The 26,987-nt window shown below is 71.8% G+C and carries 21 protein-coding genes and 1 tRNA gene; 10 read left to right on the forward strand and 12 right to left on the reverse strand.

From position 1 onward, the window contains the following. Positions 1-503 precede the first annotated feature (503 nt). The 5 genes from AB0O07_RS11390 (at position 504) to AB0O07_RS11410 (ending at position 6,140) form a co-directional block, all read left to right on the forward strand. On the forward strand, positions 504-1,733 hold the full coding sequence (locus AB0O07_RS11390) for a branched-chain amino acid ABC transporter substrate-binding protein (protein WP_365630710.1): 1,230 nt from the start codon (positions 504-506) through the stop codon (positions 1,731-1,733). Positions 1,734-1,832: 99 nt separating this feature from the next. Continuing rightward, positions 1,833-2,765 carry a branched-chain amino acid ABC transporter permease gene (locus AB0O07_RS11395; protein WP_365630712.1) on the forward strand — a complete coding sequence of 311 codons (933 nt, stop codon included), beginning with the start codon at positions 1,833-1,835 and terminating at the stop codon, positions 2,763-2,765. Between the two features lie 5 nt (positions 2,766-2,770). After that, a complete protein-coding gene (locus tag AB0O07_RS11400; protein WP_365630714.1) occupies positions 2,771-4,513 on the forward strand; it encodes a branched-chain amino acid ABC transporter permease in 1,743 nt (580 codons plus the stop codon). Between the two features lie 5 nt (positions 4,514-4,518). Further along, positions 4,519-5,427: an ABC transporter ATP-binding protein gene (locus AB0O07_RS11405; RefSeq protein ID WP_365631528.1), complete on the forward strand. Its 909-nt coding sequence runs from the start codon at positions 4,519-4,521 to the stop codon at positions 5,425-5,427. Then, a complete protein-coding gene (locus AB0O07_RS11410) occupies positions 5,424-6,140 on the forward strand; it encodes an ABC transporter ATP-binding protein (protein ID WP_365630716.1) in 717 nt (238 codons plus the stop codon). Before AB0O07_RS11405 ends, AB0O07_RS11410 begins: the two co-directional genes overlap by 4 nt. A 108-nt stretch (positions 6,141-6,248) precedes the next feature. Here AB0O07_RS11410 and AB0O07_RS11415 read toward each other — a convergent pair whose 3' ends face one another. Continuing rightward, positions 6,249-6,902, reverse strand: a complete 654-nt coding sequence (locus AB0O07_RS11415; protein ID WP_365630718.1) for a response regulator — start codon at positions 6,900-6,902, stop codon at positions 6,249-6,251. 100 nt (positions 6,903-7,002) lie between these two features. Here AB0O07_RS11415 and AB0O07_RS11420 point away from each other — a divergent pair. Beyond that, positions 7,003-7,077 (forward strand) — tRNA-Leu (locus tag AB0O07_RS11420). A 112-nt stretch (positions 7,078-7,189) separates the two neighbouring features. Here AB0O07_RS11420 and AB0O07_RS11425 read toward each other — a convergent pair. Then, entirely contained in the window at positions 7,190-7,927 is a 738-nt protein-coding gene (locus AB0O07_RS11425) for an SIMPL domain-containing protein (RefSeq protein ID WP_365630720.1), read from the reverse strand. 243 nt (positions 7,928-8,170) lie between these two features. Between AB0O07_RS11425 and AB0O07_RS11430 the strand changes: the two genes are divergently transcribed. Next, positions 8,171-9,991 (forward strand): 5'-nucleotidase C-terminal domain-containing protein, encoded by a 1,821-nt coding sequence (locus tag AB0O07_RS11430; protein WP_365630721.1) that lies wholly within the window; start codon positions 8,171-8,173, stop codon positions 9,989-9,991. A gap of 132 nt (positions 9,992-10,123) precedes the next feature. On the opposite strand, the gene AB0O07_RS11435 is transcribed toward AB0O07_RS11430, so the two are convergent. From AB0O07_RS11435 to AB0O07_RS11450, 4 genes are all read right to left on the reverse strand, one after another. Beyond that, a complete protein-coding gene (locus AB0O07_RS11435; protein WP_365630723.1) occupies positions 10,124-11,629 on the reverse strand; it encodes a SidA/IucD/PvdA family monooxygenase in 1,506 nt (501 codons plus the stop codon). A 218-nt stretch (positions 11,630-11,847) separates the two neighbouring features. Beyond that, positions 11,848-14,382 carry an aminopeptidase N gene (pepN, locus tag AB0O07_RS11440; RefSeq protein WP_365630725.1) on the reverse strand — a complete coding sequence of 845 codons (2,535 nt, stop codon included), beginning with the start codon at positions 14,380-14,382 and terminating at the stop codon, positions 11,848-11,850. 75 nt (positions 14,383-14,457) lie between these two features. After that, positions 14,458-14,835, reverse strand: coding sequence for a chorismate mutase (locus AB0O07_RS11445; protein WP_365630727.1), 378 nt, complete (start codon positions 14,833-14,835; stop codon positions 14,458-14,460). An 11-nt stretch (positions 14,836-14,846) separates the two neighbouring features. Beyond that, positions 14,847-15,716: an AraC family transcriptional regulator gene (locus tag AB0O07_RS11450; RefSeq protein ID WP_365630729.1), complete on the reverse strand. Its 870-nt coding sequence runs from the start codon at positions 15,714-15,716 to the stop codon at positions 14,847-14,849. A 208-nt stretch (positions 15,717-15,924) separates the two neighbouring features. Here AB0O07_RS11450 and AB0O07_RS11455 point away from each other — a divergent pair, with 208 nt between their 5' ends. Further along, positions 15,925-17,742: a beta-galactosidase family protein gene (locus AB0O07_RS11455; protein ID WP_365630731.1), complete on the forward strand. Its 1,818-nt coding sequence runs from the start codon at positions 15,925-15,927 to the stop codon at positions 17,740-17,742. 161 nt (positions 17,743-17,903) lie between these two features. On the opposite strand, the gene AB0O07_RS11460 is transcribed toward AB0O07_RS11455, so the two are convergent. After that, positions 17,904-18,722, reverse strand: a complete 819-nt coding sequence (locus AB0O07_RS11460) for a serine protease (RefSeq protein ID WP_365630733.1) — start codon at positions 18,720-18,722, stop codon at positions 17,904-17,906. Positions 18,723-19,114: 392 nt separating this feature from the next. Here AB0O07_RS11460 and AB0O07_RS11465 point away from each other — a divergent pair, with 392 nt between their 5' ends. Together AB0O07_RS11465 and AB0O07_RS11470 are read left to right on the forward strand one after the other, a co-directional pair. Next, a complete protein-coding gene (locus AB0O07_RS11465) occupies positions 19,115-20,011 on the forward strand; it encodes a hypothetical protein (RefSeq protein WP_365630735.1) in 897 nt (298 codons plus the stop codon). Positions 20,012-20,099: 88 nt separating this feature from the next. Next, entirely contained in the window at positions 20,100-21,980 is a 1,881-nt protein-coding gene (locus tag AB0O07_RS11470; RefSeq protein ID WP_365630737.1) for an ankyrin repeat domain-containing protein, read from the forward strand. Between the two features lie 129 nt (positions 21,981-22,109). On the opposite strand, the gene AB0O07_RS11475 is transcribed toward AB0O07_RS11470, so the two are convergent. The 5 genes from AB0O07_RS11475 to AB0O07_RS11495 form a co-directional block, all read right to left on the reverse strand. Then, positions 22,110-22,496 carry a barstar family protein gene (locus AB0O07_RS11475; RefSeq protein ID WP_365630739.1) on the reverse strand — a complete coding sequence of 129 codons (387 nt, stop codon included), beginning with the start codon at positions 22,494-22,496 and terminating at the stop codon, positions 22,110-22,112. A 42-nt stretch (positions 22,497-22,538) separates the two neighbouring features. Further along, positions 22,539-22,928: a ribonuclease domain-containing protein gene (locus tag AB0O07_RS11480; RefSeq protein WP_365630741.1), complete on the reverse strand. Its 390-nt coding sequence runs from the start codon at positions 22,926-22,928 to the stop codon at positions 22,539-22,541. A 255-nt stretch (positions 22,929-23,183) separates the two neighbouring features. After that, the gene (locus AB0O07_RS11485; RefSeq protein WP_365630743.1) at positions 23,184-24,323 is read right to left on the reverse strand and encodes a glycosyltransferase; all 1,140 of its coding nucleotides are present in this window, start codon (positions 24,321-24,323) and stop codon (positions 23,184-23,186) included. Positions 24,324-24,594: 271 nt separating this feature from the next. After that, entirely contained in the window at positions 24,595-25,206 is a 612-nt protein-coding gene (locus tag AB0O07_RS11490) for a helix-turn-helix domain-containing protein (protein ID WP_365630745.1), read from the reverse strand. Positions 25,207-25,290: 84 nt separating this feature from the next. Beyond that, positions 25,291-26,928: a DEAD/DEAH box helicase gene (locus tag AB0O07_RS11495; RefSeq protein WP_365630747.1), complete on the reverse strand. Its 1,638-nt coding sequence runs from the start codon at positions 26,926-26,928 to the stop codon at positions 25,291-25,293. Positions 26,929-26,987 lie beyond the last annotated feature (59 nt).

Here is a 26,987-nt window from a genome sequence, read left to right on the forward strand (position 1 = left end):
GTAACCCCGTCCGCACGCCCGGCACCTCCCGGGCACGGTCCGGTGCCGCCTCGCGGCCGTGCCCCGCACCCGAGTTGGACCTCCCGGCACACACCCCGGCCGCCTTCACGCTGCGTAACATCGGCGTGAACGCGGATCCGCCCGTTGCCCGCTCGGAACACCGCGCTGCCCGTTTCCCTCTCCCCCTCCTGCCCGATCGGCTGTCAGCACCAAAAACGTCCCAAGTCCCTTAGCGGAACTGGGAGTTCTCACGATGCGGTCGATTTTTGTTATGCCTGGAACACCCCGATAAGTCCGGAGTGCACCCACCCACTGTTCGCCTCGGCATAACAAGACAGTCACATCCTCATCCCACCGCTCCCCACCTCCTCTACCTGCGTTTAGAGTCACGCCCAGTTACCGCGCCGCCGATATGAGAATCAGCTCAGATGTACGCATGCGTACGCACCGGCGGCTGCTACGGCACCTCAGCAGAGGAGGCCGCGCCAGGGAGAGGACTCAAAGTGCGACAGCGTTCCTTGCTCATGCTCACCACCGTGATCACCACGGGTGCGCTCACCCTCACCGCATGTGGCTCGCGTGACGCGGGCAAGAGCAACAGCGGCAGCGACAAGACCACCGTGGTCATCGGGGTCGACGCGCCGCTCACCGGATCGCTCTCCGCGCTCGGCCAGGGCATCAAGAACTCCGTCGACCTCGCGATCAAGACCGCGAACAAGAACAACGAGGTCCCCGGCATCGAGTTCAAGATCGAGCCCCTCGACGACCAGGCGGTGCCCGCCTCCGGTCAGGCCAACGCCACCAAGCTCGTCGGCGACAAGAACGTCCTCGGCGTCGTCGGCCCGCTGAACTCCGGTGTCGCCCAGTCCATGCAGGGTGTCTTCAACAGCGCCAAGCTGGTCCAGGTCTCCCCCGCCAACACCAACCCCGCCCTCTCCCAGGGCGACAACTGGGGCAAGGGCGACCTGAAGCGCCCGTTCGCCTCGTACTTCCGCACCGCCGCCACCGACGTCGTCCAGGGCAAGTTCGCCGCCCAGTACTACTACAACGACGCCAAGAAGCGGAAGGTCTTCGTCGTCGACGACAAGCAGACCTACGGCGCGGGCCTCTCCGCGATCTTCACCGAGGAGTTCAAGCGCCTCGGCGGCACGGTCGCCGGCACCGACCACGTCACGGTCAAGGAGACCGACTTCTCCGCCACCGCCGACAAGGTCAAGGCGAGCGGCGCCGACTCCGTCTACTTCGGCGGCCAGTACCCCGAGGGCGGCCTCCTCTCCGACCAGATCAAGAAGGCCGGTGCCGCCATCCCCACCATGGGCGGCGACGGCATCTACGACCCGAACTTCATCTCCGCCTCGGGCGAGTCCAACGACGGTGACCTCGCCACCTCCATCGGCTACCCCGTGGAGAAGCTGGACACCGCCAAGCAGTTCATCACGGACTACAAGGCGGGCGGCTACAAGGACCCGTACGGCGCCTACGGCGGCTACTCCTACGACGCCGCCTGGACCATCATCCAGGCCGTCAAGGCCGTCGTCGCCGACAACGACGGCAAGCTCCCCGACGATGCCCGCGCCAAGATCGTCGACGCCACCGGCAAGGTCTCCTTCGACGGTGTGACCGGCAAGGTCGCCTTCGACGAGTACGGGGACACCACGAACAAGCAGCTCACCGTCTACAAGGTCGTCAACGGCGCCTGGACCGACGTCAAGAGCGCCACGTTCGAGGACTGACCCACCGCCACCGCCCCCATACCGACCTATGACCGCGCGAGGGCGCAACAGCGCCCTCGCGCGGCGTCATATCCGACCACGCTCATCGGAGGCCCTGCGGTGAACGAACTGCCGCAACAGCTCGCCAACGGCCTTGCCCTCGGTGCCCTCTACGGCTTGATCGCCATCGGGTACACCATGGTTTACGGCATCGTGCAGCTCATCAACTTCGCCCACGGCGAGATCTTCATGATCGGGGGGTTCGGCGCCCTCACCACGTACACCGTGCTCCCCGACGGGACCTCTCTGGTGGTGGCGATACCCCTCATGATCATCGGTGGTGCCATCGTCGCGGTGGCCGTCGCCACCGCCGCCGAACGCTTCGCCTACCGTCCGCTGCGCGGCGCGCCCCGGCTGGCACCGCTCATCACCGCGATCGGCCTCTCCATCGCCCTTCAGCAGGTCGTCTGGGCCTTCTACCCGGACGCCAAGAAGGCCATCAGCTTCCCCGAGTTCCCCGGCCCGTCCTTCAAGATCACGGAACATCTCTACATCCAGCGCGCCGACGCCTTCCTCTTCGTCCTCGCCCCGCTCTGCATGATCGCCCTCGGCCTCTTCGTCTCCAAGAGCCGCAGCGGTCGCGCCATGCAGGCCACCTCGCAGGACCGGGACACCGCGAAGCTCATGGGCATCAACACCGACCGCATCATCGTGATGGCCTTCGCCATCGGCGCGGCGTTCGCGGCCGTCGCGGCCGTCGCCTACGGATTCGACAAGGGCCAGATCAACTTCGAGATGGGCTTCATCCTCGGGCTCAAGGCCTTCACCGCCGCCGTCCTCGGCGGCATCGGCAACATCTACGGGGCCATGGTCGGCGGAGTCGTCCTCGGTCTCGCCGAGGCCATGTCCATCGCGTACATCGAAAACATCCCCGGGATGCAACAGCTCGGCGGCGGCGCATGGGCCAACGTCTGGGCGTTCGTCCTCCTCATCGTCGTCCTCCTCGTCAGGCCCCAGGGCCTGCTCGGTGAGCGCGTCGCGGATCGGGCGTGAGAGCCATGACCAACACCACCACGGACACCACGGCCCCCGGCGCCACCGCCCCGGGCGACGCCGCCCGGCGCACCACACAGCTCCGCGTCCTCACCCTCGCCGGTGGCGTCGCCACCGTCGCCAGCACCTTCCTCTCCTGGACCTGGACCCCCGAATTCCCCGGCGACCTCACGGTCTACGCCTACCCCGGCGGCCTCCAGCTCCTCACCCTCGCCGCCGGCCTGCTCACCGCGCTCTTCGCGCTCTCCGCGCTCGGCGTCAAGGGCCTCATCTGGCTGACCCCCGCCGGCTCCACCGCGGCGCTCCGGCTCCTCGCCCTCGGCGGGCTGGCCACCACCTGGTTCACCGGGCTGGCGATCGCCGTCGAACTCGGCGGGCTCGTCAACCTCGACCCCGGCGGCTTCGTCGCCCTGGCCGCCACCGTCGTCCCCGTCGTCGGGGCGTTCCTCCTCCCCGACGACACCCGGAAGGCCAGGCGGCCCAAGGAGCTCCCCTCCTGGGCCGAGATCCTGATCATCGTCGCCGTCTTCGCCCTCGGCCTCTCCGTCTTCACCTACGGGATCGACACCGAGTACGCCGAACTCTTCACCGGCTACCTGCTCACGGTCGGCTTCGCCGCCACCGCGCTCTTCAAGTCCGGTCTGATCGCCCGGATCAACGGCCTCACCGCCAAGTACCGGCTGATCGCCGTCACCGCCGCCTTCGTCGCCGCCGCGGCGTTCCCCTTCACCCAGTCCACCGACCAGTTCACCCTGATCGCGGTCAACATCCTGATCTTCGCGACCGTCGCCCTCGGGCTGAACATCGTCGTCGGCCTCGCCGGGCTCCTCGACCTCGGATACGTGGCCTTCCTCGGCGTCGGCGCCTACACGGCCGCCCTCGTCTCCGGAACCACGGCCTCCGTCTTCGACATCCACTTCCCGTTCTGGGCCGCCGTCCTCACCGGCGCCGTGGTCTCCCTGATCTTCGGCGTCGTCATCGGCGCGCCCACCCTGCGGCTGCGCGGCGACTACCTCGCCATCGTCACCCTCGGCTTCGGGGAGATCTTCCGTATCGCGGTCGGCAACCTCGACGGCGTCTCGGGGCCGCGCATCACCAACGGCCCCAACGGTGTGCCGAACATCCCCGACCTGGAATTCTTCGGGTACAACTTCGGCGAGTCCCACACCGTCCTCGGCTTCGAGCTCGGCGCCTACGCCAACTACTACCTGCTGATGCTGCTCGCCATGATCCTCGTGGTGGTCGTCTTCAGCCGGGCCGGGGACTCCCGTATCGGACGCGCCTGGGTCGCCATCCGCGAGGACGAGACCGCCGCCACCGCCATGGGCATCAACGGCTTCCGCGTCAAGCTCATCGCCTTCGCCCTCGGCGCCACCCTGGCCGGTCTCGCCGGCACCGTACAGGCGCATGTCCAGCACACCGTCGTCCCCGAGATGTACGTGTTCGCCGGGCCCGTGCCGCCCAACTCGGCCTTCCTCCTCGCCGCCGTCATCCTCGGCGGCATGGGCACCATCACCGGGCCCCTCATCGGCGCCTCGCTGCTCTACCTGATCCCCGCCAAGCTCCAGTTCCTCCAGGACTACCAGCTCCTCGGCTTCGGGATCGCGCTCATCCTCCTCATGCGCTTCCGCCCCGAGGGCCTCATCGCCAACCGGCGCGCGCAGCTCGAATTCCACGAGGCCGACGAGGCGGGCGCACCCAACGACACCACTGGCACGCCCACCGGCGTCACCAAGGCGGGGGCGTGAACACCATGACCACCTCGACAGCCACCCGTGTCCTCGACGCCAGCGGCGTCACCATGCGCTTCGGCGGCCTCACCGCCGTACGGAACGTGGACCTCCACGTCGACGCCGGGGAGATCGTCGGGCTCATCGGCCCCAACGGCGCCGGGAAGACCACCTTCTTCAACTGCCTCACCGGGCTGTACGTGCCGACCGAGGGCACCGTCAGCTACAAGGGCACGGTCCTCCCGCCCAAGCCGCACCTCGTCACCAACGCGGGCATCGCCCGTACCTTCCAGAACATCCGGCTCTTCGCCAACATGACCGTCCTGGAGAACGTCCTCGTCGGGCGCCACACCCGCACCAAGGAAGGGCTCTGGTCCGCGCTGCTGCGCGGCCCGGGCTTCAAGCGGGCCGAGGCCGCGTCCCACGAGCGGGCCATGGAACTCCTCGGGTTCATCGGCCTCACCCACAAGGCCGACCACCTCGCCCGTAACCTCCCCTACGGCGAGCAGCGGAAGCTCGAAATCGCCCGCGCCCTCGCCGCCGAGCCCGGGCTCCTCCTGCTGGACGAGCCCACCGCCGGCATGAACCCCCAGGAGACCCGGGTCACCGAAGAACTCATCTTCGCCATCCGGGCCCAGGGCATCGCCGTCCTCGTCATCGAGCACGACATGCGGTTCATCTTCAACCTCTGCGACCGCGTCGCCTGTCTCGTCCAGGGCGAGAAGCTCGTCGAGGGCACCGCCGCCGCCGTCCAGGGCGACGAGCGGGTCGTCGCCGCCTACCTCGGCACGCCCTTCGAGGGCGCCCCCGGGGCGGAGGAGGTCGCGGCCGTCGAGGCGGCGGAGGCCGCCGCCGACGCGGCACACACCCCCGGCGACGCCGGCGGTACGGGCACCACGGGCACCACCGGCACGGAAGGGGACGCGAAGTGACGGCACTTCTGGAGGTCGAAGACCTCACCGTCGCCTACGGCAAGATCGAGGCCGTCAAGGGCATCTCCTTCACCGTCGAAGCCGGTCAGATCGTCACCCTCATCGGCACCAACGGGGCCGGCAAGACCACCACGCTGCGCACCCTCTCCGGGCTCCTCAAGCCCGCCGGCGGGCGCGTCGTCTTCGACGGCAAGCCGCTCAACAGCGTCCCCGCGCACAAGATCGTCGCCCTCGGACTCGCCCACTCCCCCGAGGGCCGGCATATCTTCCCCCGCCTCACCATCACGGAGAACCTCCAGCTCGGAGCCTTCCTCCGGACCGACAAGGCGGGCATCGAGAAGGACATCCAGCGCGCCTACGACCTCTTCCCCATCCTGGGCGAACGGCGGAAGCAGGCGGCGGGCACCCTCTCCGGCGGGGAGCAGCAGATGCTCGCCATGGGCCGCGCCCTGATGTCCCAGCCCAAGCTGCTGATGCTGGACGAGCCGTCGATGGGCCTCTCCCCGATCATGATGCAGAAGATCATGGAGACCATCGTGGAGCTGAAGTCCCAGGGCACCACGATCCTGCTCGTCGAACAGAACGCCCAGGCCGCGCTCTCCCTCGCCGACCAGGGGCATGTCATGGAGATCGGCAAGATCGTCCTCTCCGGGACGGGCGACTCCCTGCTCCACGACGAGTCCGTCCGCAAGGCCTACCTCGGCGAGGACTGACGTCCGGCCGGCCGCACGGCGGTACGTGCGGGAGGGCCCGCCCCCTGGATCTCACCGATCCGGGGGCGGGCCCTCCCGCAGGTCCAGGGTGTCGTACAGGGGTACGGGCTACTGCCCCTTCCCCGACTTCTTCTCCGCCGCGTCCTCGATGACCGCCTCCGCCACCTGCTGCATGGACATCCGGCGGTCCATCGACGTCTTCTGGATCCACCGGAACGCCGCCGGCTCCGTCAGCCCGTACTGCGTCTGGAGCACCGACTTCGCCCGGTCCACCAGCTTCCGGGTCTCCAGCCGTACGGTCAGATCGGCGACCTCGCGCTCCAGCGTCCGCAGCTCCGTGAAGCGCGACACCGCCATCTCGATGGCCGGCACCACATCGCTCTTGCTGAACGGCTTCACCAGATACGCCATCGCCCCGGCGTCCCGCGCCCGCTCCACCAGGTCCCGCTGGGAGAACGCGGTCAGCATCAGCACCGGCGCGATCGACTCCTCCGCGATCCTCTCGGCCGCCGAGATCCCGTCGAGCACCGGCATCTTCACGTCCAGGATCACCAGATCCGGCCGGTGTTCCCGGGCCAGCGCCACCGCCTGCTCCCCGTCCCCGGCCTCACCGACGACGGAGTACCCCTCCTCCTCCAGCATCTCTTTGAGATCGAGCCGGATCAGGGCCTCGTCCTCGGCGATGACGACACGCGTCGTCAACGGCGGAACATGCGACTTGTCGTCATCGTCGACGGGCTGTGGCGTCTCGGGGGCGGTCACGGGGGCTCCTCGTTCCAGACAGGATGCTGCTCCCCATGAGCCTACCGAGCTGGGGTATTGTGGTCATGCAGCGGGTCTGGCAAGACCTTCGATTCTGCGAGCCCCGGTAGCCCAATCGGCAGCAGGCAGTGCTCTCAAACAGCATACAGTGTGGGTTCGAATCCCACCCGGGGCACTTTTCCTTGTATTCCAAGGCCACGGCAGATCTCGCGTCCACCGCTTGATCCCGTGGCCTTCGGCGTTCCCCCGGCGGCCGGCCCGGTCATGTCGGAGGGCTCCCTCCGCGTTCAGGCGGTGAGGTCGGGCGGGGTCATGGTGAAGCGGGCGTTCACCTGTGCGTACACGGTCTGGCGCTGTGGTTCGAGGTCGAGCGCCGGGGCGGCCTCCGCGCCACCGGCGCCGCCGAACGGGACGCTGCGCATGGCTCCCCCGGGCGCGGCGGGCATGCCGTACCCCCCGCTGCCCTCGGCTCCGATGTCGGCCAGCTCGACCAGGGCGTCGAGACGGGCCCCCAGGGCCTCGGCGTACTCACGGGCCCGCTGGACGGCTTCGCGTACGGCCTGCCGGCGTGCGGTGCCCCGGGCCGGGGAGTCGGGGCGCAGGGACCACCAGGGTCCGGAGACGGAGGCGAGGTCGAGGTCGGCGATACGGGTGGTGAGCTCGCCCAGGGCGGTGAAGTCGGCGAGCTCGACGGTGAGATGGACCCGGCCGTAGTACGCCCGGACGCGCTCGCCCCGGCCGTACTTGGTGAGTTCGGGGGTGATGGAGAAGGCCCCGGTCTCCAGCTTCTCGACGGCGTCCCCGTAACTCTTGACCAGGTCGAGGACGTACGCGTTGCGCCGGGTGAGGTCGTCCAGGGCGGTGCGGCGGTCGGTGCCCCGGGCGCCGACGGTGACGGAGATACGGGCGATCTCCGGATCGACTTCGAGCCGGGCTTCGCCCCGGACGGCGACCCGGGGTGTCTCGGGCGTGCCGTAGGGCGGCGTGGGGGCGGAGGTGCCGGGGGTGTCGGCGTCGAAGGTCATGAGGGGCGGCTCCTCGGTCGGTCGGCTGGAGACCACTCTCGCATCCCGGTCCGACAACGGGCCCCAGAAGGGGGCTCGGGAAGGGGCTTCGGGAGAGATCTCCGGCGGGGGACCTCGGCAGGGGGCGCCGGGATGAGGCCCGACTGCCGGTGGTCATCTGATCGCAACCCTCCGGGGGTGTTGCGGTGAGGTGGTTCTGGGCCAGAATCTACGCGCGTTGTGCAATGGATCGAGGGAGTAGAGATGCCGCTGAACCGTAGGACGCTTCTGGGCAGCGCGGCTGTCGCCGGGGCGGGTGCGGCGCTGGCCGCCGCGGGCACGACCCCGGCGGTGGCCGCGGGTCAGGGTGGTCCGGGCCGGGGTGCCACTCATGGACGGCCGCAGAGGCGGTACGCGTTCACGGTGATGGGGACGACGGACCTGCACGGGAACGTCTTCAACTGGGACTACTTCACGGACAAGGAGTTCGACGACGCGGCCCACAACGACGTGGGGCTGGCGAAGATCTCGACGCTGGTCGAGCAGGTCCGCAAGGAGAAGGGCCGCCACAACACGCTGCTGATCGACGCGGGCGACACGATCCAGGGCACGCAGCTTTCGTACTACTACGCGAAGGTCGACCCGATCACGGCGAAGCGCGGCCCGGTCCACCCGATGGCCCAGGCGATGAACGCGATCGGCTATGACGCGGCGGCGCTGGGCAACCACGAGTTCAACTACGGCATCCCGGTGCTCCGGAAGTTCGAGGAGCAGGCGCGCTTCCCCCTCCTCGGCGCCAACGCGCTGGACGCCAAGACGCTCCGGCCGGCCTTCCCCCCGTACGTCATCAAGAAGCTCCGCACCCCGGGCGGCCCCGATGTCCGCGTGGCGGTCCTGGGGCTGACGAACCCGGGCATCGCGATCTGGGACAAGGCCAATGTGCAGGGGAAGATGACCTTCCCGGGCCTGGAGGAGCAGGCGGCGAAGTGGGTGCCCAAGCTCCGTTCGATGGGTGCGGACGTGGTGATCGTCTCGGCCCACTCGGGGTCGGACGGTTCGTCGTCGTACGGGGACCAGCTCCCCTATGTGGAGAACGCGGCCGGTCTGGTGGCGGAGCAGGTGCCGGGGATCGACGCGATCCTGGTCGGCCACGCGCATGTGGAGATCCCGGAGCGCCGGGTCGTCAACAAGAAGACCGGCAAGGACGTGGTGCTCTCCGAGCCGCTGAAGTGGGGGCAGCGGCTGACGCTCTTCGACTTCGAGCTGGTGTGGGAGCGCGGCTCCTGGTCGGTCGAGCGGGTCTCGTCGAAGGTGCTGAACTCCAACACCGTCGAGGAGGACAAGAAGATCACGCGCCTGTTGACGGATGAGCACCGCAAGGTCGTCGCGTACGTCAACGAGGTGATCGGTACGTCGACGGTGGCGATGACCACGGCGGACGCGCCGTGGAAGGACGAGCCGATCATCGACCTGATCAACCATGTGCAGGCGGAGACGGTGAAGGCGGCGCTGGCGGGCGGCGCGTACGCGGCGCTGCCGGTGCTCTCGCAGGCGTCCTGTTTCTCGCGTACGGCGGGGATCCCGGCGGGCAAGGTGACCATCAAGGACGCGGCGGGCCTCTACCCGTTCGAGAACACGCTGGAGGCGCGGCTGGTGACGGGCGCGCAGATCCGGGAGTACCTGGAGTACTCGGCGCGGTACTACGTACAGACGGCCGCGGGCGGCCCGGTGGACACGTCGAAGCTGACGAACGCGGGGAACACCCCGGACTACAACTACGACGTCGTGTCGGGGTTGACGTACGAGATCGACATCGCGAAGCCCGCGGGGTCGCGTATCGCCAACCTCCTCTTCCAGGGCAAGGCGCTGGACCCGGCGGCGCAGTTCGTGCTCGCGGTGAACAACTACCGGGCGAGCGGGGGCGGCAACTTCCCGCATGTGCCCGGGGCGCAGCAGATCTGGTCGAACTCGGAGGAGATCCGGAACACGATCATCACCTGGGTGAAGAGCGCGGGGACGGTGGACCCGGCGGACTTCGCGTCGGTCGACTGGAAGCTGACGCGGGACGGCACCCCGGTGTTCTGATCCGCCGCACCGTGAGGGGGCGGGGCGCCGGGCCGCACGATGCGGTACGGCGCCCCGCCCCCTCTCCGGCTCTTCGCTCTCGGCGGGCCTGGTCTCGGCGGACGTGGCTCAGCGGACGTGGCTCAGCGGACGTCAGCGGACCTCGATGAGCGGGACCATCCCCCTCGGCGCGGGCACCGTGGGCGTCCGGTGGCGGTCGTCGAGGCCGAAGGTGGTGAAGGCGGTGCGCCGGGGCAGCGGATAGGGCTCGGTGCCGGTGTGCTGCCGCATGAGGTGATTGAGGATGGTGGCGCTGCGCCAGGCGGCGAGCCCGAGATCGGGGGCGCCGACGCCGTGCGTGTGGCGTTCCGCGTTCTGCACGTACGCGGAGCCGGTGACGGACGGGTCGAGGACGAGCCGGTGGTGGGCGTCGATCCGGGGCCGCCCGGAGGCGTCGCGGCGCATGTACGGGTCGAGCCCGGCCAGGATGCGGTCGAGCGGCCGTTCGCGGTAGCCGGTGGCGAGGACGATGGCGTCGGTGGTGAGCCGGGAGCGGCTGGCCTGGCGGCTGTGTTCGAGGTGGAGTTCGAGCCGGTTGGTGGAGACGCGCCCGGCGGTGCGGACATGGACGCCGGGGGTGAGGACGGCGTCCGGCCAGCCGCCGTGCAGGGTGCGGCGGTACAACTCGTCGTGGATGGCGGCGATGGTCTCCTGGCCGATGCCCTTGTGGAGCTGCCATTGGGTGGGGAGGAGTTCGTCCCGGGTGCGCTCGGGGAGCGCGTGGAAGTAGCGGGTGTAGTCGGGGGTGAACTGTTCGAGCCCCAGCTTCGAGTACTCCATCGGGGTGAACGCCTCGGTACGGGCGAGCCAGTGGATCTTCTCCGCGCCGGCGGGGCGGTGGCGGAGCAGGTCGAGGAAGACCTCGGCCCCGGACTGCCCCGAGCCGATGACGGTGATGTGCCCGGCGGTGAGGAGGCGTTCCCGCTGGTCGAGGTAGTGGGCCGAGTGCACGACGGGGATGGTGGGGTCCTCGGCGAGCGGCCTCAGGGGGGCGGGGACGTACGGCTCCGTACCGATGCCGAGGGCGATGTTACGGGTGTGGGCACGCCCCAGCGCTTCGGCTTCGCCGTCGGCCCCGAGCTGGGTGAAGTCGACTTCGAAGAGGTCGCGTTCGCTGTTCCAGCGGACGGCGTCGACCTGGTGGCCGAAGTGGAGGGTGGGGAGCTGTTCGCTGACCCAGCGGCAGTAGGCGTCGTATTCGGCGCGCTGGATGTGGAAGCGCTCGGCGAAGTAGAAGGGGAAGAGCCGGTCCCGGTTCCTGAGGTAGCTGAGGAAGGACCACGGGTTGGCGGGGTCGGCGAGGGTGACCAGGTCCGCGAGGAAGGGGACTTGGAGGGTGGTGCCGTCAATGAGGATGCCGGGGTGCCACCGGAAGGAGTGGTTCTGGTCGAAGAAGGCGACGGCGAGAGCCCCCATGCCGCCACTCCCCCCGCTCCCCGCGCTTCCCCCGCTCCCCGCACCTCCCGCACTCCCTTCCCCTTGCTTGTCCCCCCGTGGGGGAAGGCGGTCCGCGAGGGCGGCGAGGGAGAGATTGAAGGGGCCGATGCCGATGCCCACCAGGTCGTGGGGGTGGGCGAGGTCGATGGGGTGGGCGGTCATCGGCGTGTGCTGCCTTCCACGAGTGCTGCCACGAGCGGTGGTTTCCGGCAGGCACAACGAGGCGCGGCGGCCCGGGGTAGCGGCACGCGAGGGCCCGGTCGCCGAAAAGGCTGAAAAACACTCTGGAGTCCGGATCGGGGTACGGGCCCGGCCGCCCGGTTCGGGCCCCGGCCCCGGGCGGCCGGGGCCCGAACCGGGCCCCGGCTCCAGCACTCCCCCTACGACGTACGAACGCGCAGCGCGCGCTCCAGATCGTCCAGTTGATCGACGAGTTTGCGGCGCAGGGCAGGCGTGATCTCCGTACCGGCGAGGAAGTCCCTGCCGAGGCGGAGCGCTTCCTCGTCGACGGCGTGGCGCGGGAAGGCGTGCCGTCCGGCCGCCGTGGCGATGGCGGGGCCGCGGCGGGCGGCGAGGGCGGTGGCCGCCGGGTAGTAGCGGGGCACGTACTCCCCTACGAGGTCGGCCTGTTCGGGGTGGAAGAAGCCGTCGGCGGTGGCGATGAAGAGGGAGTTGGAGAGTTCGTCGCCGTCGAAGAGCCGGGCCCAGGCCTCGGCCTTGGCCGCGGGGTCGGGGAGCGCGGCGCGGCAGCGGGCGGCGCCCTCCTCGCCGGTGGCGCTGCGGTCGCGGTCGCGTTCGGCGTCGATGGCGGCGGTGTCGACGGCGCCGAGGACGGCGAGCCGGGTGAGGATGCGCCAGCGCAGCTCGGGGTCGAGTTCGGGCCCGCCGGGGACGGCGTCGGCGGCGAGCCAGTCCTGGATGGCGTCGGGCTGGGTGGCGGTGTCGATGAAGCGGCGTACGGCGGTGAGGCGGATCCCGGAGGCCTCGCCGCCCTCGGTGCGGCGGAGGAGGTCCCGGCAGAGGTCGGTGAGGGTGGCGAGGGCGGCCGGGCGCTGCTCCGGGGTGAGGAACTGGCGGGTGATCTGGTCGGTGGCGAAGAGGAGGACGCCTTCGGTGAGGGCGATGTCGGTCTCGTACGGGAGGTGGGTGCGGGCGGCGTCGAGGAACGCGGTGGGGGCGAGTTCGCCGTCGCGGACCAGGTCCCGGGCGGCGTTCCAGACGACACTGCGGCTGAGGGGGTCGGGGAGGCCGGCGAGGGTGGTGAGGGCGGTGTGCCAGGAGGCGGGGTCGAGGCGGATCTTGGCGTAGGTGTGGTCGCCGTCGTTGAGGAGGACGAGCGCGGGCCTGCGGCCGGGAAGGGTGAGCGGCTCGCTGAGCGGCACGTCGGCATCGAAGCGGTCACGCGGGACGAGCCGGCCGGGTCCGGCCGAGTCGGCGGAGTCGGCGGAGTCGGCGGGACCGATGTCGTACGTACCGACGGTGAGCCGGTGCGGCCGGCTGCCCTGCCGGTCGACGGCGAGGGTCCATTCGGTGGCGCGGGCGGTGACGCGGGCGGTGAGGGTGTCGACGCCGGTGGTACGGAGCCACTGCTCGGCCCAGGTGTGGACGTCGCGGTCGGTGGTGTGGGCGAGGGAGTCGATGAAGTCGGCGAGGGTGGCGTTGGCGAACTTGTGGCGGGCGAAGTGGGTGTTGATCCCGGCCAGGAAGTCCTTCTCGCCGAGCCAGGCGACAAGTTGGCGGAGTGCGGAGGCGCCCTTGGCGTAGGAGATGCCGTCGAAGTTGAGGAGCGCGGCGGCGGTGTCGGGCACGGCGTCGGGGGCGGGCGCGACGGGGTGGGTCGAGGGCCGCTGGTCGGCGTCGTATCCCCACCCTTTCCGCCAGATACCGAAGTCGACCCAGGTGTCCGTGAAGGAGGTCGCCTCGGTGAGCGTCTGGTACCCCATGTACTCGGCGAAGGACTCGTTGAGCCAGATGTCGTCCCACCAGGTGAGCGTGACGAGATCGCCGAACCACATGTGGGCCATCTCGTGGGCGACGACCATGGCGCGGGTCTGGCGCTCGTTGTCGGTGACGGCGGAGCGGTAGACGTACTCGTCGCGGAAGGTGACGAGCCCGGGGTTCTCCATGGCGCCCGCGTTGAACTCGGGGACGAAGAGCTGGTCGTACGAGTCGAAGGGGTACGGCTCCTCGAACTTCTCGTGGTACCGGTCGAAGCAGGCGCGGGTGACCTCGAAGAGTTCGCCCGTGTCGGCGTCGAGGTACGGCGCGAGCGATCGCCGGCAGTGCAGCCCGAAGGGGAGCCCGGCATGCTCGGTACGGACGGAGTGCCAGGGCCCGGCGGCGACGGCGACCAGGTAGGTGGGAAGCAGCGGAGTCGTAGCAAGGCTCCACCGAACACCACCGCCCTCTCCCTCGTCTCCCTCCCGCACCGAGACACCATTGCCCAGCACACTCCACCCGTCGGGCGCGGTGACGGTCACCTCGAAGACGGCCTTCAGGTCGGGCTGGTCGAAGGCGGCGAAGACGCGCTGGACGTCCTCCATGAAGAGCTGGGTGTAGACATACGTCTCACCGTCCTCCGGGTCGGTGAACCGGTGCATGCCCTCCCCGGTACGGGAGTACCGCATGGCGGCATCGACCCGCAGCTCATGCGCGCCCGCGTCGAGCCCGCGCAGCGCCAGCCGGTTCCCGTCGAGCGCCCCCGGATCGAGGCCGACGCCGTCGAGGGTGACGGAGCGCAGCACGGCGGGCTTCAACTCGACAAAGGTGTCCCCCGCCGCGCGGGCCGTGAACCGGATGACGGTGGTGGAGTCGAAGGTCTCCTCGCCGGTGGTCAGGTCGAGGGCGACGGTGTACCGCTGGACATCGAGGAGCCGGGCTCGGGTCTGCGCTTCATCGCGCGTCAGTACGGACATGCGCCCATGCTGCCCGATACGCCCTCCCCCGCACACCAGCACACATTGCGCTGAGAGCGCACGCGTCAGGGGCCGTCAAGGGAGCTGGGGTGCGTCGCCGCGGGATTCGTCGGTGCGGGATTCGTCGGCGATGGTTTCGTGGTGGCGGATGACCTCGGCGATGATGAAGTTCAGCAGCTTCTCGGCGAAGGCGGGGTCGAGGCGGGCGCTTTCGGCCAGTTGGCGGAGGCGGGTGATCTGGCGGGATTCCCGGGCCGGGTCGGCCGGGGGGAGGTGGTGGGCGGCTTTGAGGTGGCCTACTTGCTGGGTGCATTTGAAGCGTTCGGCGAGCATGTGCACGACGGCGGCGTCGATGTTGTCGATGGACTCGCGCAGACGGGTCAGTTCGGCCTGCACGGAGGCGTCGACGGGGCGTGCGGGGGTGGAGCCGGGGCCGGGGGTGCTCGTGGTCATGGTCCGGGAGCTTAGGGCCTGTCGGGGTTCGTACCGTCCGGTTGGTCAGGATGCGGGACGGTTGTGGGGGCCGGGTGGCCCGGGCGGCTCTGCTGTTGCCGGAAGCGTACGGGCGCGACGCCGACGCGGCGGGTGAAGAGCCGGGAGAAGTAGGCGGGGTCGTCGTAGCCGACGCGGCGGGCGACGGCCGCGACCGGGAGTTCCGTGGCGACCAGGAGTTCCTTGGCGTGGGCGAGGCGGATGCCCAGCAGGTAGTCCTTGGGGCTCCGCCCGGAGGCGCGGCGTACGGCGGCGCGCAGGGCGGCCGGGGTCATGGCGTGGCGCGCGGCGTGCTCGGCGACGGTGAGGGGGCGGCAGGCGTCGCGGGCCAGGGCCTGGAGTACGGGGTCCCCCTCGGCGTCGGTGTCGGCGCGGGCGCGGCGGAGCGCGACGAGGAGTTCGTGGACGGCGGCCCCGGTCTCCACTTCGAGGAGCGGGTTGCCGTGGCGGGCGGCGCGGGCGATCCGGGCGACGGCGGCGCGGGCGTCGGTGGCGTCGGCGAGGGGGACGACGGGGCGGTCGGGTTCGATGTAGCCGAGTTCGGTGTACGTGGCCGTGGCGGGCCCGGTGAAGTCGACGAAGCTCTCGTCCCAGCCGCCCCGCGGGTCGGGCCCGTAGTGGTGGGGGACGCCGGGGGTGAGCCAGAGCAGGGCGGGCGCGGTGACGGTGGTGCGCCGGCCGTCGGGCGAGCGGTACCAGCCGCTGCCGGCGCTGATGACGACGGCGACATGGTGGTCGAGGGTGCGGGGCCCGACGACGGGGATGTCGCCCTGCTGGAGTCCCACGCCGAGGCAGACGAGCCCGAGGCCGTGGTGGACGGGTCCGGGGCTGAAGAACCGCATCCAGGTGTGGTAGCCGCCGGCCGTCCCCCCGCTCCCCGGCCTCGGCGGCCCCGCTTCATCGGCCTCTCGCCGCATCGGCTCCCTCGTTCCGTCCAATGAGTGGTGATCTTTGTCCATGGACCCTCCGGCCGCCAGTGGGAAGGGTGGGTGGGAGACCTCGGCGGATGGGTGCGCGAGGACGACGACCGGAGAGGACGGGGTTCAGGGTATGGAAACGGGCTTGGGTGACGCGGCGGGGTTTCGGGTGGGGAGCGAGCACTTCGAGGTGGACGGGCGTCCGGTGCGGGTGCTCGCCGGGGCGCTGCACTACTTCCGGGTGCACGAGGAGCAGTGGGCGCACCGGCTGGGGATGCTGCGGGCGATGGGCCTCAACACGGTGGAGACGTACGTTCCGTGGAACCTGCACGAGCCGGAGCCGGGCCGGTTCCATGACGTGGCCGCGCTCGGCCGGTTCCTGGACGCGGCGCACGCGGCCGGGCTGTGGGCGATCGTACGCCCGGGTCCGTACATCTGCGGGGAGTGGGAGAACGGCGGGCTGCCGCACTGGCTGACGGGGCCGCTGGGGGCGCGGGTGCGGACCCGGGACGCGGAGTTCCTGGCGGCGGTGGAGCGCTGGTACCGGGAGCTGCTGCCGCAGGTCGCCGCGCGGGAGTTCGGCCGGGGCGGCCCGGTGATCCTGGTGCAGGTGGAGAACGAGTACGGGAGTTACGGCACCGACCGGGTCTATCTGGAGCGGCTCACCGAGCTGACGCGGGCGTGCGGCATCACGGCGGAGCTCTGCACCTCGGACGGCCCGGAGGAGTACATGCTGACCGGCGGCCTGATCCCGGGGGTGCTGGCCACGGTGAACTTCGGCTCGGGGGCGCGCACCGCCTTCGAGACCCTCCGCCGGTACCGTCCGCACGGGCCGCTGATGTGCATGGAGTTCTGGTGCGGCTGGTTCGAGTACTGGGGCGGGAAGCCGGCCGTACGGGACGCGGCGGACGCGGCCGGGGCGCTCCGGGAGATCCTGGCGGCGGGGGCCTCCGTCAGCCTGTACATGGCGCACGGCGGGACGAACTTCGCGGGGTGGGCCGGGGCCAACCGGGCCGGTGAGATGAAGGACGGCGCGCTGGAGGCGGATGTCACGTCGTACGACTACGACGCGCCGATCGACGAGATGGGCCGGCCGACGGAGAAGTTCTGGGCCTTCCGGGAGGTGCTGGCCGGGTTCCAGGAGGGGTCCGGGCCGCTGCCCGAGGTGCCCGCGGAGTGGCCGGTTCTCGGCGCTCCGGTGACGGCGGAGCTCAGCGGGTGGGCGCCGCTGGACGCGGTGGTGGAGGCGGTGGGCGGCCCGGAGACGGAGAGCGCGCTGCCGCCGACCTTCGAGGAGCTGGGGGTGGACCGGGGTCTGGTCCGCTACCAGGTCGGCATCCCGGGCGAACGCCCGCCGTACCCCCTGACGCTGGCCGGACTCCGGGACCTCGCGGTCGTGTACGTGAACGGGGTACGGGCCCAGGCGGGCGCCCTGGGCGACGGGGCGCCGGAGCTGGTGGAGCCGGTGGCGGGGCCCGCGTCGGTGGAGATCTGGGTGGAGTCGCTGGGCCGGGTCAACTACGGGCCGCTGACGGGCGAGCCGAAGGGCATCACGGGCGGGATCCTGCACCACCGCCAGTATCTGCACGGGGTACGGGCGCGAGGCGTACGGCTGGACGCCTTCGACGACGCGGCGGCGGTGGCCCGGATCCCGTTCCGGCCCGCCGGGGAGGGGCTGGCGGCCCAGGAGCGTCCCGAGGAGGGCGGGAAGGGGCGGCGCGGGCTCTACCGGGCGTCGTTCACGGTGGCGGGCGCGGGGGACGCGCGGCTGACGCTGCCGTCGTGGACCCGGGGGTTCGTGTGGGTGAACGGCTTCTGCCTGGGCCGGTACTGGTCGGTGGGGCCGCAGGAGTCGCTGTACGTACCGGGTCCGGTGCTGCGGGAAGGGGCCAACGAGGTGTGGGTCCTGGAGCTGGACGGGGCGGGCGCTCCGGCCGTACGGCTCGCGTAGCCGGACCGGCGCTCGCAGCCGGATCGGCTTGTGCGGGCGGACCGGCGCGCGCAGCCCGCGTACGTACGAGGAGGGGGCGTGCCCCGGGCCGGATGTCGGCCCGGGGCACGCCCCTCGCGTTCTGCGCGCTGCTTCGGCGCTCCCGCGCCGCCGCGCGCCCGCTACAGCGTCGCCGCCGCCGAGGCGATCTGCGAGGCGAAGGTCGAGACCTTGGTGTAGACACCGGGGTACCCGGGCCGGGCGCAGCCGTTGCCCCAGCTCACGATGCCGACCTGGATGTACGCGCCGCTGCTGTCGGTACGGAACATCGGGCCGCCCGAGTCGCCCTGGCAGGTGTCGGTGCCGCCGCTCGCGTAACCGGCGCAGATCTCCTCGCTGGTGATGACCTCGCCACCGTACGAGGCGTTGCAGCTCGCGTCGGAGACGTGCGGGACGGTCGCCTTGAGGAGGTAGCGCTGCTGGGCGCCGCCCTCGGTGGCCGCGCCCCAGCCCGCGACGGTGAAGTTGCCGGTGTTGTACTGGGTGGTGGTGGCGATCTTCAGGGTGGCCAGGTTGTTGATCGGCGAGGCCAGCTTGATGAGCGCCCAGTCCTTGCCCGCGCCGTTGTAGCCGGGGGCCTGGAGCACCTTGGTCGACTTGACCGAGATGGCGCTGCTGCTCTGGAGGTCCACGACGCCCGCCGTGGCGGTGATGCTCGTGTTGTTGCCGGACCCGCTCACACAGTGGGCGGCGGTCAGCACGATGGTGGGCGAGTAGAGCGCGCCGCCACAGCCCATGGAGAGCCGGACCATGAAGGGGAATTCCCCCTGGGCGGCGCGGGTGCCGCCGACGACCGGCGGGGCGGCGAGGGGGCCCGCGGACTCGGCCGAGAGCTGCGCCGGCAGCGGGGCGGCCGAGGCGGAGGCGGGCTGGAGGCTGATGGCGGCGAGCGCGACGGCTCCGACGGCGGCGAATCTCTTCAGGGCACCGAGAATGCTCAACGGTCTGCCTTTCGTGGGGGAGGCATACGGGGTGGTACGTGGGGGTGGTGCGTCGTGCGTGGCACGTGGTGCGGAGGTGGTGCGTGGTGGTGGTGCGTGGAGGTGGTGCGCGCCCTGGGCCCGGGTCGACGCGCGTCACATGGTCCACAGCGCGCTGACATGAGCCCAACAAAAAAGCGTGAGCCCGATTATTCGGAGATCATCGCCCGGCCCACAAGAACCCTGTTCCGGCCACCCGAAGCGACCAGATTCCAGCCAACATCCGATGATCGGACAATCACTCGGTCACCGGTACGCGCAGGACGGCCCCCGCGCCCGCCCCGTGGCCGCCGTACAGTTGACGGAGTGTGGACAGGGGGAAGGGCCGGAAGGCGCGGAAGGGGCCGGAGGACGTGAGCAACGGCGGCGGCGAGGTCGTCCACGGCTATCCGCATCTCGACACGGCGCGGGCCGCGATCACCGCGCTCTACCACCGGCTCTCGGCCGACGGGGTACGGGCGTACGACACCAGCGTGGCACCGGCCGACGTCGCCTTCTCCGATCTGGACGACCTCCATCTGGGCACCCAGCGGGTGGCCCACGCGCTGGTGCGGCAGCTCCGGCTGCCGGACGCGCGGATGATCGTGAGTTTCCGGGAGATGACGCACGCGGCCCATGTGGAACTGACGGCGGGCCCCGAGTACTTCATCGAGCTGAACAACCGGTTCCGTACCCACCGCAGGGACATCGGCGCCGCGCTCGCCCACGAGATCACCCATGTCCTGCTCCACCGGCTCGGCCTGACCTTCCCCGGCACCCGGGACAACGAGATCCTGACCGACACGGCCACCACCTATCTGGGCGCGGGGTGGCTGCTGCTCGACGCGTACCGCGAGGACCGCGACTCCAGCCAGAAGCTCGGCTATCTGACCCCGGAGGAGTTCGGCTACGTCCTGGCCAAGCGCGCTGCGGTGTTCGACGAGGACCCGCGGATCTGGTTCACCAGCCCGCAGGCGTACACCGCGTATACGAAGGGCAGCGTGCGGGCCGAGCGCGACGAGCGCCGGCCGCCGCTGACGACGGCCGGCTGGACGGGGCGGCACCGGTACGCCAAGGACCGCCGCCGCGCCCTCGAAGAACCGGGCGCCGCCCCCGACCCGGCGGTGCCGTACTCCTTCGAGACGCTGCCGGACGGACCGCGCGTCTCGTTCCCCTGCCCGACGTGTCTCCAGCGGATCCGGGTACCCGTACGGGGCCGGGTCAGGGCCCGGTGCGGGTTGTGCGGGAGCGTGCTGCACTGCGACACCTGACCGGCGTCCCGGCCGTACCCGACCGGCACCGGGACACCTGAGCGAAAACCGGGCAACACGGCTCCCCGGGGAAACGTAGGGTCGCACCATGACGAACGAGCCGCCGACGGAGTCCCCCGGCCCGGCCCCCGGTTCCGGCCCGGACGCCGCCCCCGGCCTCCCGGCGGGCGCCCGGCTCTTCGAGGCGGTGGCGAGCGGCGCGGACGACGCCGTCGTCCAGCTCCTCAGGGCCGGCGCGTCCGCCGAGGCGACCGACCCGGACGGCGAGACGGTCCTGTACCAGGCGGCGGTACGCGACGAGCCCGGGATGGTGCGGCTGCTCCTCGCGGCCGGCGCCGACCCGCGCCGACCGAGCGGCCCCGAGGGGTGGGACCTGCCGCTCTGCGCGGCGGCCTGCGGGGGCCATACGGAGGTGGTACGGGCGCTGCTCGCGGCGGGCGCGGCGCCGGACGGCCGGGAGGCGTTCGGCTACACGGCGATCTCCTGGGCGGTGGTCCAGGGGTTCGCGGACACGGCGGAGACCCTGCTGGAGTACGGCGCCGACCCCGACCTGCCGGGCCCCGGCGGCGAGGCACCGCTGGTCCTGGCGGCCCGGCGCGGCTCCACGGCGGCGGTACGGGTCCTGCTGCGGTACGGCGCCGGATCCGGCCCCGGATCCGGCCCCGGCGGTACGCGCGGGGCGGCGCTGGCGGAGGCGCGGCGGTGGATGGGGCTCGATGTCGAGCAGGAGCTGCGGAGGGAGCTGACGGCGGCGTACGGCCCACCGGACCTCTCCGGGGAGACGACCGAGGCGGCGACGGAGGCCGAGGCGGCGGCCGAGGCGTACGAGACGGTGGTGCGCCGGATCCGGCGGGACGGCGCGGAGACGGTCGTGGTGGAGCTGGTACGGGACGGCGGCGTCGCGGCCGGGCGCGAGCAGGAGACCGGGCACGCGGCCGTGGCGACGCTGCTGGAGACGGAACTGGGGATCGCGCCCCCGTACGCGGAGCTGGCGGAACGGGCGCTGAGGTGCGGGGATCCGGAGCGGGACGACTGGACCGAGGCGGTGGGCGCGCTCTGGCTCCGGGGCGACGAGGAAACCTTTCTGGCCTGCGCGGAGGGGTGCGCGAGCGAGGAGCCGCTGCGGCAGGCGTTCGCGGCGGACGTCCTGGCGCGCCTGGGCGCGGGCGCGGAACCGGAGGCGGAGGCGGAGACGGGACCGGAGGCGGAAGCGGGACCGGAGGCGGAAGCGGGACCGGAGGCGGGACCGGAATCGCATGCGGAACCGGCCGCTGAGCCCGCGCCGGAACCGGTCCCGAAGCGCGAGCCGAGGCCGGAACCGGAATCGGCGCCCGAACCTGGTTCTGAGCCGGAATCGGAGCCCGAGCGTGCGTCGGAGCGTGAGTCGGAGCCGAATCCGGAAGCGGAGGCCGCCCCGGGGACGCCCCAAGGCCCCTTCGCGGCCCGCGCGCTGCCGCTGCTCCGGGAGCTCTCCCGGGAGGCGGTGGAGCCGGAGGTGGCCGGCGCCGTGGTGACGGCCCTGGGCCAGTACCACGACCGGACCGCGCTCCCTGGGATCCTGCGCCACACGGCACACCCGGACGCGGGGGTACGGCGCCGGGTCGCCATCGCGCTCACCGGCCACCCGGAGGGGGCGCGGGCCGCGCTGCTGCTGAGCCGGGACGCGGACGCGGCGGTCAGGGACCGGGCGGTGGCGGCCCTGGCGGTGGCTGCGGCGGACACGGACGAGATCCGCGAGGCGCTGGCCGCCCGGCTGAACGAACCGGATCCGGCCACCTCGGCCCGCGCCGCCTGGGGTCTCGCGGTACGCCGGGACCCGCGGGCGGTGGCGGCGCTGGAGCGGATCCTGCTGCACGTCGAGCTCGCCCCGGCGGGGCGGGCGCGCCGTACGGCGGCGGAGGCCGTGGCGTACGTACCGAAGGGCCCGGACCGCTCCCGCCTGGAACGCACCCTCCCGCGCCGCGTCTGACGCCCCCGGCCACCGGCCGCGCGGGCTTGTCCGCCGGTCACCGGGGCATGTCCGCCGGCCGCCGTGGTCTGCCGGCCGGCCGGCCGTCGTGGCCGGTCCGTCCGCCGGGGTGCCGGGCAGGCTCCGCCGTCAGAGCAGCCGGAGCCTTCCCGGCACCGACTCCTCGATGACCTCGACCAGTTCGTCGAAGACGGTGGGGCCCCGCCCGGCGCGGGCGTCTTCGATCCTGGCCCGCAGGGCGGGCCGGTTGTCCGGATGCGTACGCTCCAGCCGCCGCTGGAGCGTACGCACGGTCTCCTCGTGGCCGAGGGCCCGGCGCGAGCCTTCGTGCCGGTGCCACTCGATGACGAAGTCGCCGTCGTCCGGTGTGCCGTAGCCGCCGGAGAGGCAGTCGGCGAGGGCGTCGAGATTGCTCCCGAAGTACCCGCCGGGGCCGTTCACGGCGGCGCCGATCACCGGCCAGAAACTGTCGAGGCCGGTGACCTCCGCCCCGTCGATCACGTATGTCACCGTCATGGGACGGAGGTTACCTTCCGTTCGGCACTCGGCGCGCGGCGCTCAGCAGGAGTACTTGACCAGGGCGAACGACACGTAGTGGTCGGCCGTGTAGTAGTCCTCGTTGGTCTTGTTGCCGGTGACGATGCGCCGCGCGCCACGGGTCGAGGAGCCCGGCGTGATGACGGTGTACTCGTGGTAGTAGCCGGTGGACTGGCTCGGCAGGATGCCTTCGCGGTTCTGGAAGACGGCACCGTCCTGGGAGTACGGGAACGGCCCGCCCGCGTCGATCAGCTTGAGCGTGGTGTGGGCCTGGGAGGGCAGGCTGGAGTAGCAGATGCTGCCGACCGCGGTGGCGGCGGCATTGGCGGTAGCGGCGACTCCGCCGACGAGCAGAGTCGAGACCAGAGCGGCGACGCCACCGAGGGTGGCCATACGTGGGGGAATTCGCATGGCTTCATGATGACGCGCGTAGACGTGGACACGTCAAGAACAAGTGGCGGGAATTTCCGCGAAGTTAACCGGCGCGTCCCGGCCGGGCGCCCCCGCGCGCCCGGCCGGACACCTCTCGTACACCCCCCCACGAGCCCGGAACAGCCGACGTCCGGTCAGCCGACGTCCGGTCAGCCGACGCCTGGCCAGGGACGTCCGGCCACGGACATCCGGTCAAGAACGTCCGGTCAAGAACGTCCGGCCACGGACGTCCGCTCAGCCGAGTTCGGCGGCGAGCCGTTCCGCGACCTCGGACGGCGCGGGCATCGCGGCGATCTGCTCGGCGGCGCGGCGCGCGTTCTCCCGGTACTCGGCACGGCCCAGCACCTCGGTCACCGCCTCCGCCACCGCCTCGGGACCGGCCGGCGGCAGCACCGCGACCCCGGCTCGCGCGCCCGCGACGGCGCCGGCGTTGAGGAACTGGTCGGCCCCTTGCGGTACGACGACCATGGGCAGCCCGCGCGAGAGGGTGCCGAGCATGGTGCCGGACCCGCCGTGGGTGACCACCAGGTCGATGCCGTCGAGCAGTTCGGCGAGCGGGGTGAACTCGGCGAACTCGACCCGGCCCGCGAGCCCGTCGCCGTAGTCGGCGGGGGTGGCGGTCAGGCCGAGGGTGACGACGAGGTCGGCCGTCGGCGCGAGGGCGTCGACCACCGGCCGCAGGACCGCCGGTTCGGCGTAATGGGTGCCGAAGGAGAGCAGCACCCTGGGGCGCGCTCCGTCGGCCGGCGGCGCCGCGGGCGCGGGCGCGGCGCCGGAAGCGCCGGGCCCCCGGTGCGCCTCGGGACGCAGCGCGAGGCGGCCGTGTGGCGGCTCCCAACCGGGCCCCAGGAGCAGTTCGGGGCAGGGGTCGAGATACCAGGTGGCCGGGGGCACCGTCAGGCCGCGCTCCTTGTGGCGGCTCTCGACGGCCGCGTCGAAGGCGTCGGCGAACTCGCCGGGCAGTAAAAGGCCGAACGCCAGGTCGGCGTAGGGCACCTTCAGCGCGGCGGCGACCATCGGCGCCACGTAGTCCATGGACTCGGCGACGATCAGGTCGGGCCGGAACTCGCGCGCCGCGGCGATCGCCGCGTCCGCGGTGAGGTCGACGCGCGCGCCGGCGAAGTACTCGGCGACGACCTCCGGGGTGGCGTCCTGGGCCACACTCGCGCCGGAGCGGCGGGTCGCCTCCGCGAGCAGTTCGGGCCCCTCGGGGCCGACGGCGTGCAGCGTGAGGTGCTCGGCGGCGAGCAGCGGCCCGAAGGACGCGGAGGTGAGTACGGCGACCTCGTCACCTCGGTCGCGGAACGCGCGGGCGAGGGGCAATTGCGGCAGAAGGTGGCCAAACGCCGGGGTACTGGAGAAAAGGATACGCATGGCGCGAGTGTAGGGCATTGAATGAAGTGCAACTTCAATCAATGTGGTGGCACTTGAACGGTGTCCGGCGAGGCGCACCTGGGCACCCAGGCGTGCCTAGGGCCTGTCTGACAATTCCCGTCGTCGCCCGGAGGGCGGCCTCGCGGCGTCAGGTGCGTGCTCTCGGCGTGCCGGGCCCTGACCCACGTACTGGACGTACTTGGGTCAGGGCCCGGTGCGGCGAGAGTGCGTGCATGGCGTCGCGAGGCAGGCGGGAATTGTCAGACAGGCCCTAGGGCAGCAGCGCGGCTTCGGCCGCTTCCGCGAGGAACACCTCGGCCTCCTCCCACTCCCAGCCGAGCTGCCGCGTCCGGAGCCAGGACTGCGGCGTCACGAAGTACTCCAGGACCCGGAGGGCATCGCTCGCGGTGACACCGGGGCGCAGGGCGCCGAGCCGCTCCAGACGGCGCGCCACCCGGCTGTAGCGCTCCCGCCGGAGCTCCTCCGTGTCGCGCAGGAGGACGGCGAGGTTCTGGTCCACCGCCGCCGCGTCGACCAGCAGGGTCATGCTCCGGCCGTGCCGCCGTACCAGATCGCGGGTCTGGCGCACCATCAGGCGCACCACCTCCTCGCCGGTCGCGGCCCGTTCGATCGCGGCGAGGGCCTCACCGATGCCGGCGTCCCCGGCCGCGCGTCCGGCCAGCGCGGCGACCAGGGCGGGCTTGTTGCCGAACGCCGCGTAGACGGTGCCCTGGGCGACCTCCGCCGCCTCGGCCACGCGCTTGACGGTGACCTGGGCATAGCCGTGATCCGCGAACAGCGTCTCCGCCGCGTCCAGAATCGCCGTCCGCGTCGCCGCGGCCGACTGTTCACGCACGGTCGAGCGGTAGGTACGGGGAGACATGGGCCCAGTATAGGAAGGGCCCGGCAGCGCGTTCCTCCGCGCCGCCGGGCCCCGCCGTCAGCTGTCCGCCGTCAGTGGTCCGCCTCAGGCGGCCGTACGCCGGCCGCCCTGCGCGCCACGCCCCGAGCCGCCCCCGGGGCCGCCCCGGCCCGTACCACTCGTACCGCCGGCACCACCGCGCCCCGTACCGCCGGAGCCGCCGCGCCGTCCCCGGCCGCCGCGCGACGAACCGCCGCCCGCCGAGCCGGCCGAGCCACCCGTGGCTCCGCCCGCGGCGCCCCTGGCGCTCCTGGCCGTACGGGTCCGCTGCGCCCTCGGCTTCTGCTGCTGGGCGGGGGGCTGCGGCACCTCGATGGTGACGGCGACCCCGGAGGGCTCCCGCGCCCCGGTGAGCGTCGCGAGTTCCTCGTCCGTCGACTTGATGCGCGCGGACTTCGGCGCGATGCCCGCGTCGGACATCAGCCGGGTCATCTCACGCCGCTGCTCGGGCAGGACGAGCGTGACGACGCTGCCGGACTCCCCCGCCCTGGCGGTGCGCCCGCCCCGGTGCAGGTAGTCCTTGTGGTCGACGGGCGGGTCGACGTTGACGACCAGGTCGAGGTCGTCGACATGGATGCCGCGTGCCGCGACATTGGTCGCGACGAGGCAGGTGACCAGGCCGTTCTTGAACTGTTCGAGCGTCCGGTTGCGCTGCGGCTGGGACCGGCCGCCGTGCAGCCCCGAGGCGCGTACGCCGCTCGCCAGCAGCCGCTTGACCAGCCGGTCCACCGAGCGCTTGGTGTCCAGGAAGAGCAGCACCCGGCCGTCCCGCGCGGCGATCCGCCGGGTGACTTCCTTCTTGTCCGTCTCGTCGAGGACGTACAGCACGTGGTGTTCCATCGTGGTGACCGCGCCCTGGGACGGGTCGACGGAGTGCACGACGGGGTCGGTGAGGTACTGCCGTACGAGCCGGTCGATGTTCTTGTCCAGCGTCGCCGAGAACAGCATCCGCTGCCCGTCCGGCTCGACCTGCTGGAGCAGCGCGGTGACCTGCGGCATGAACCCCATGTCGGCCATCTGGTCGGCCTCGTCCAGCACCGTGATGGCGACCCGGTCGAGCCGGCAGTCGCCGCGCTCGATGAGGTCCTTCAGCCGCCCCGGCGTGGCCACCAGGACCTCGGCGCCGCGTCGCAGCGCGCCCGCCTGTTTGCCGATGGAGAGCCCGCCGACGACCGTCGTCAGTTTCAGGTTGAGGGCGGTGGCGTACGGGGTGAGCGCGTCGGTGACCTGCTGGGCCAGCTCGCGGGTGGGGACCAGCACGAGGGCGAGCGGCGCGTGCGGCTCGGCGCGGCGTCCCGCCGTACGGGCGAGCAGCGCGAGACCGAAGGCGAGCGTCTTCCCGGAACCGGTCCGTCCGCGGCCGAGGATGTCGCGGCCCGCGAGGGAGTTCGGCAGGGTGGCGCCCTGGATGGGGAACGGCCGGGTGACGCCCTGGGCGGTGAGCGTTTTCAGCAGCCCTGCGGGCATGTCCAGCTCGTCGAACGCCTCGACGGCCGGCAGTGCGGGGGTGAGGGTCTCCGGCAGCGTGAATTCCTGCGGCCGGGCGGGGGCGCGGCGGGCGGACGCCTTGCCGGCGCCTCCCTTCGCGGCTCCCCCTCTCGCGGCGCCGCCCCGGGCGCGGGGGTTCACCGGGCGCTGGCCGGCAGGTCTGGGCGCACGTGCCGGGCGTTCGGATCGAGTCATTCGGTACTAGCCTTCCTGGGCCTGCTGAGGACCGGCCTGGGCCTGAGGACAGCGCGAGC

This window comes from Streptomyces sp. NPDC093085 (assembly GCF_040683935.1).
Classification (GTDB): Bacteria; Actinomycetota; Actinomycetes; order Streptomycetales; family Streptomycetaceae; genus Streptomyces.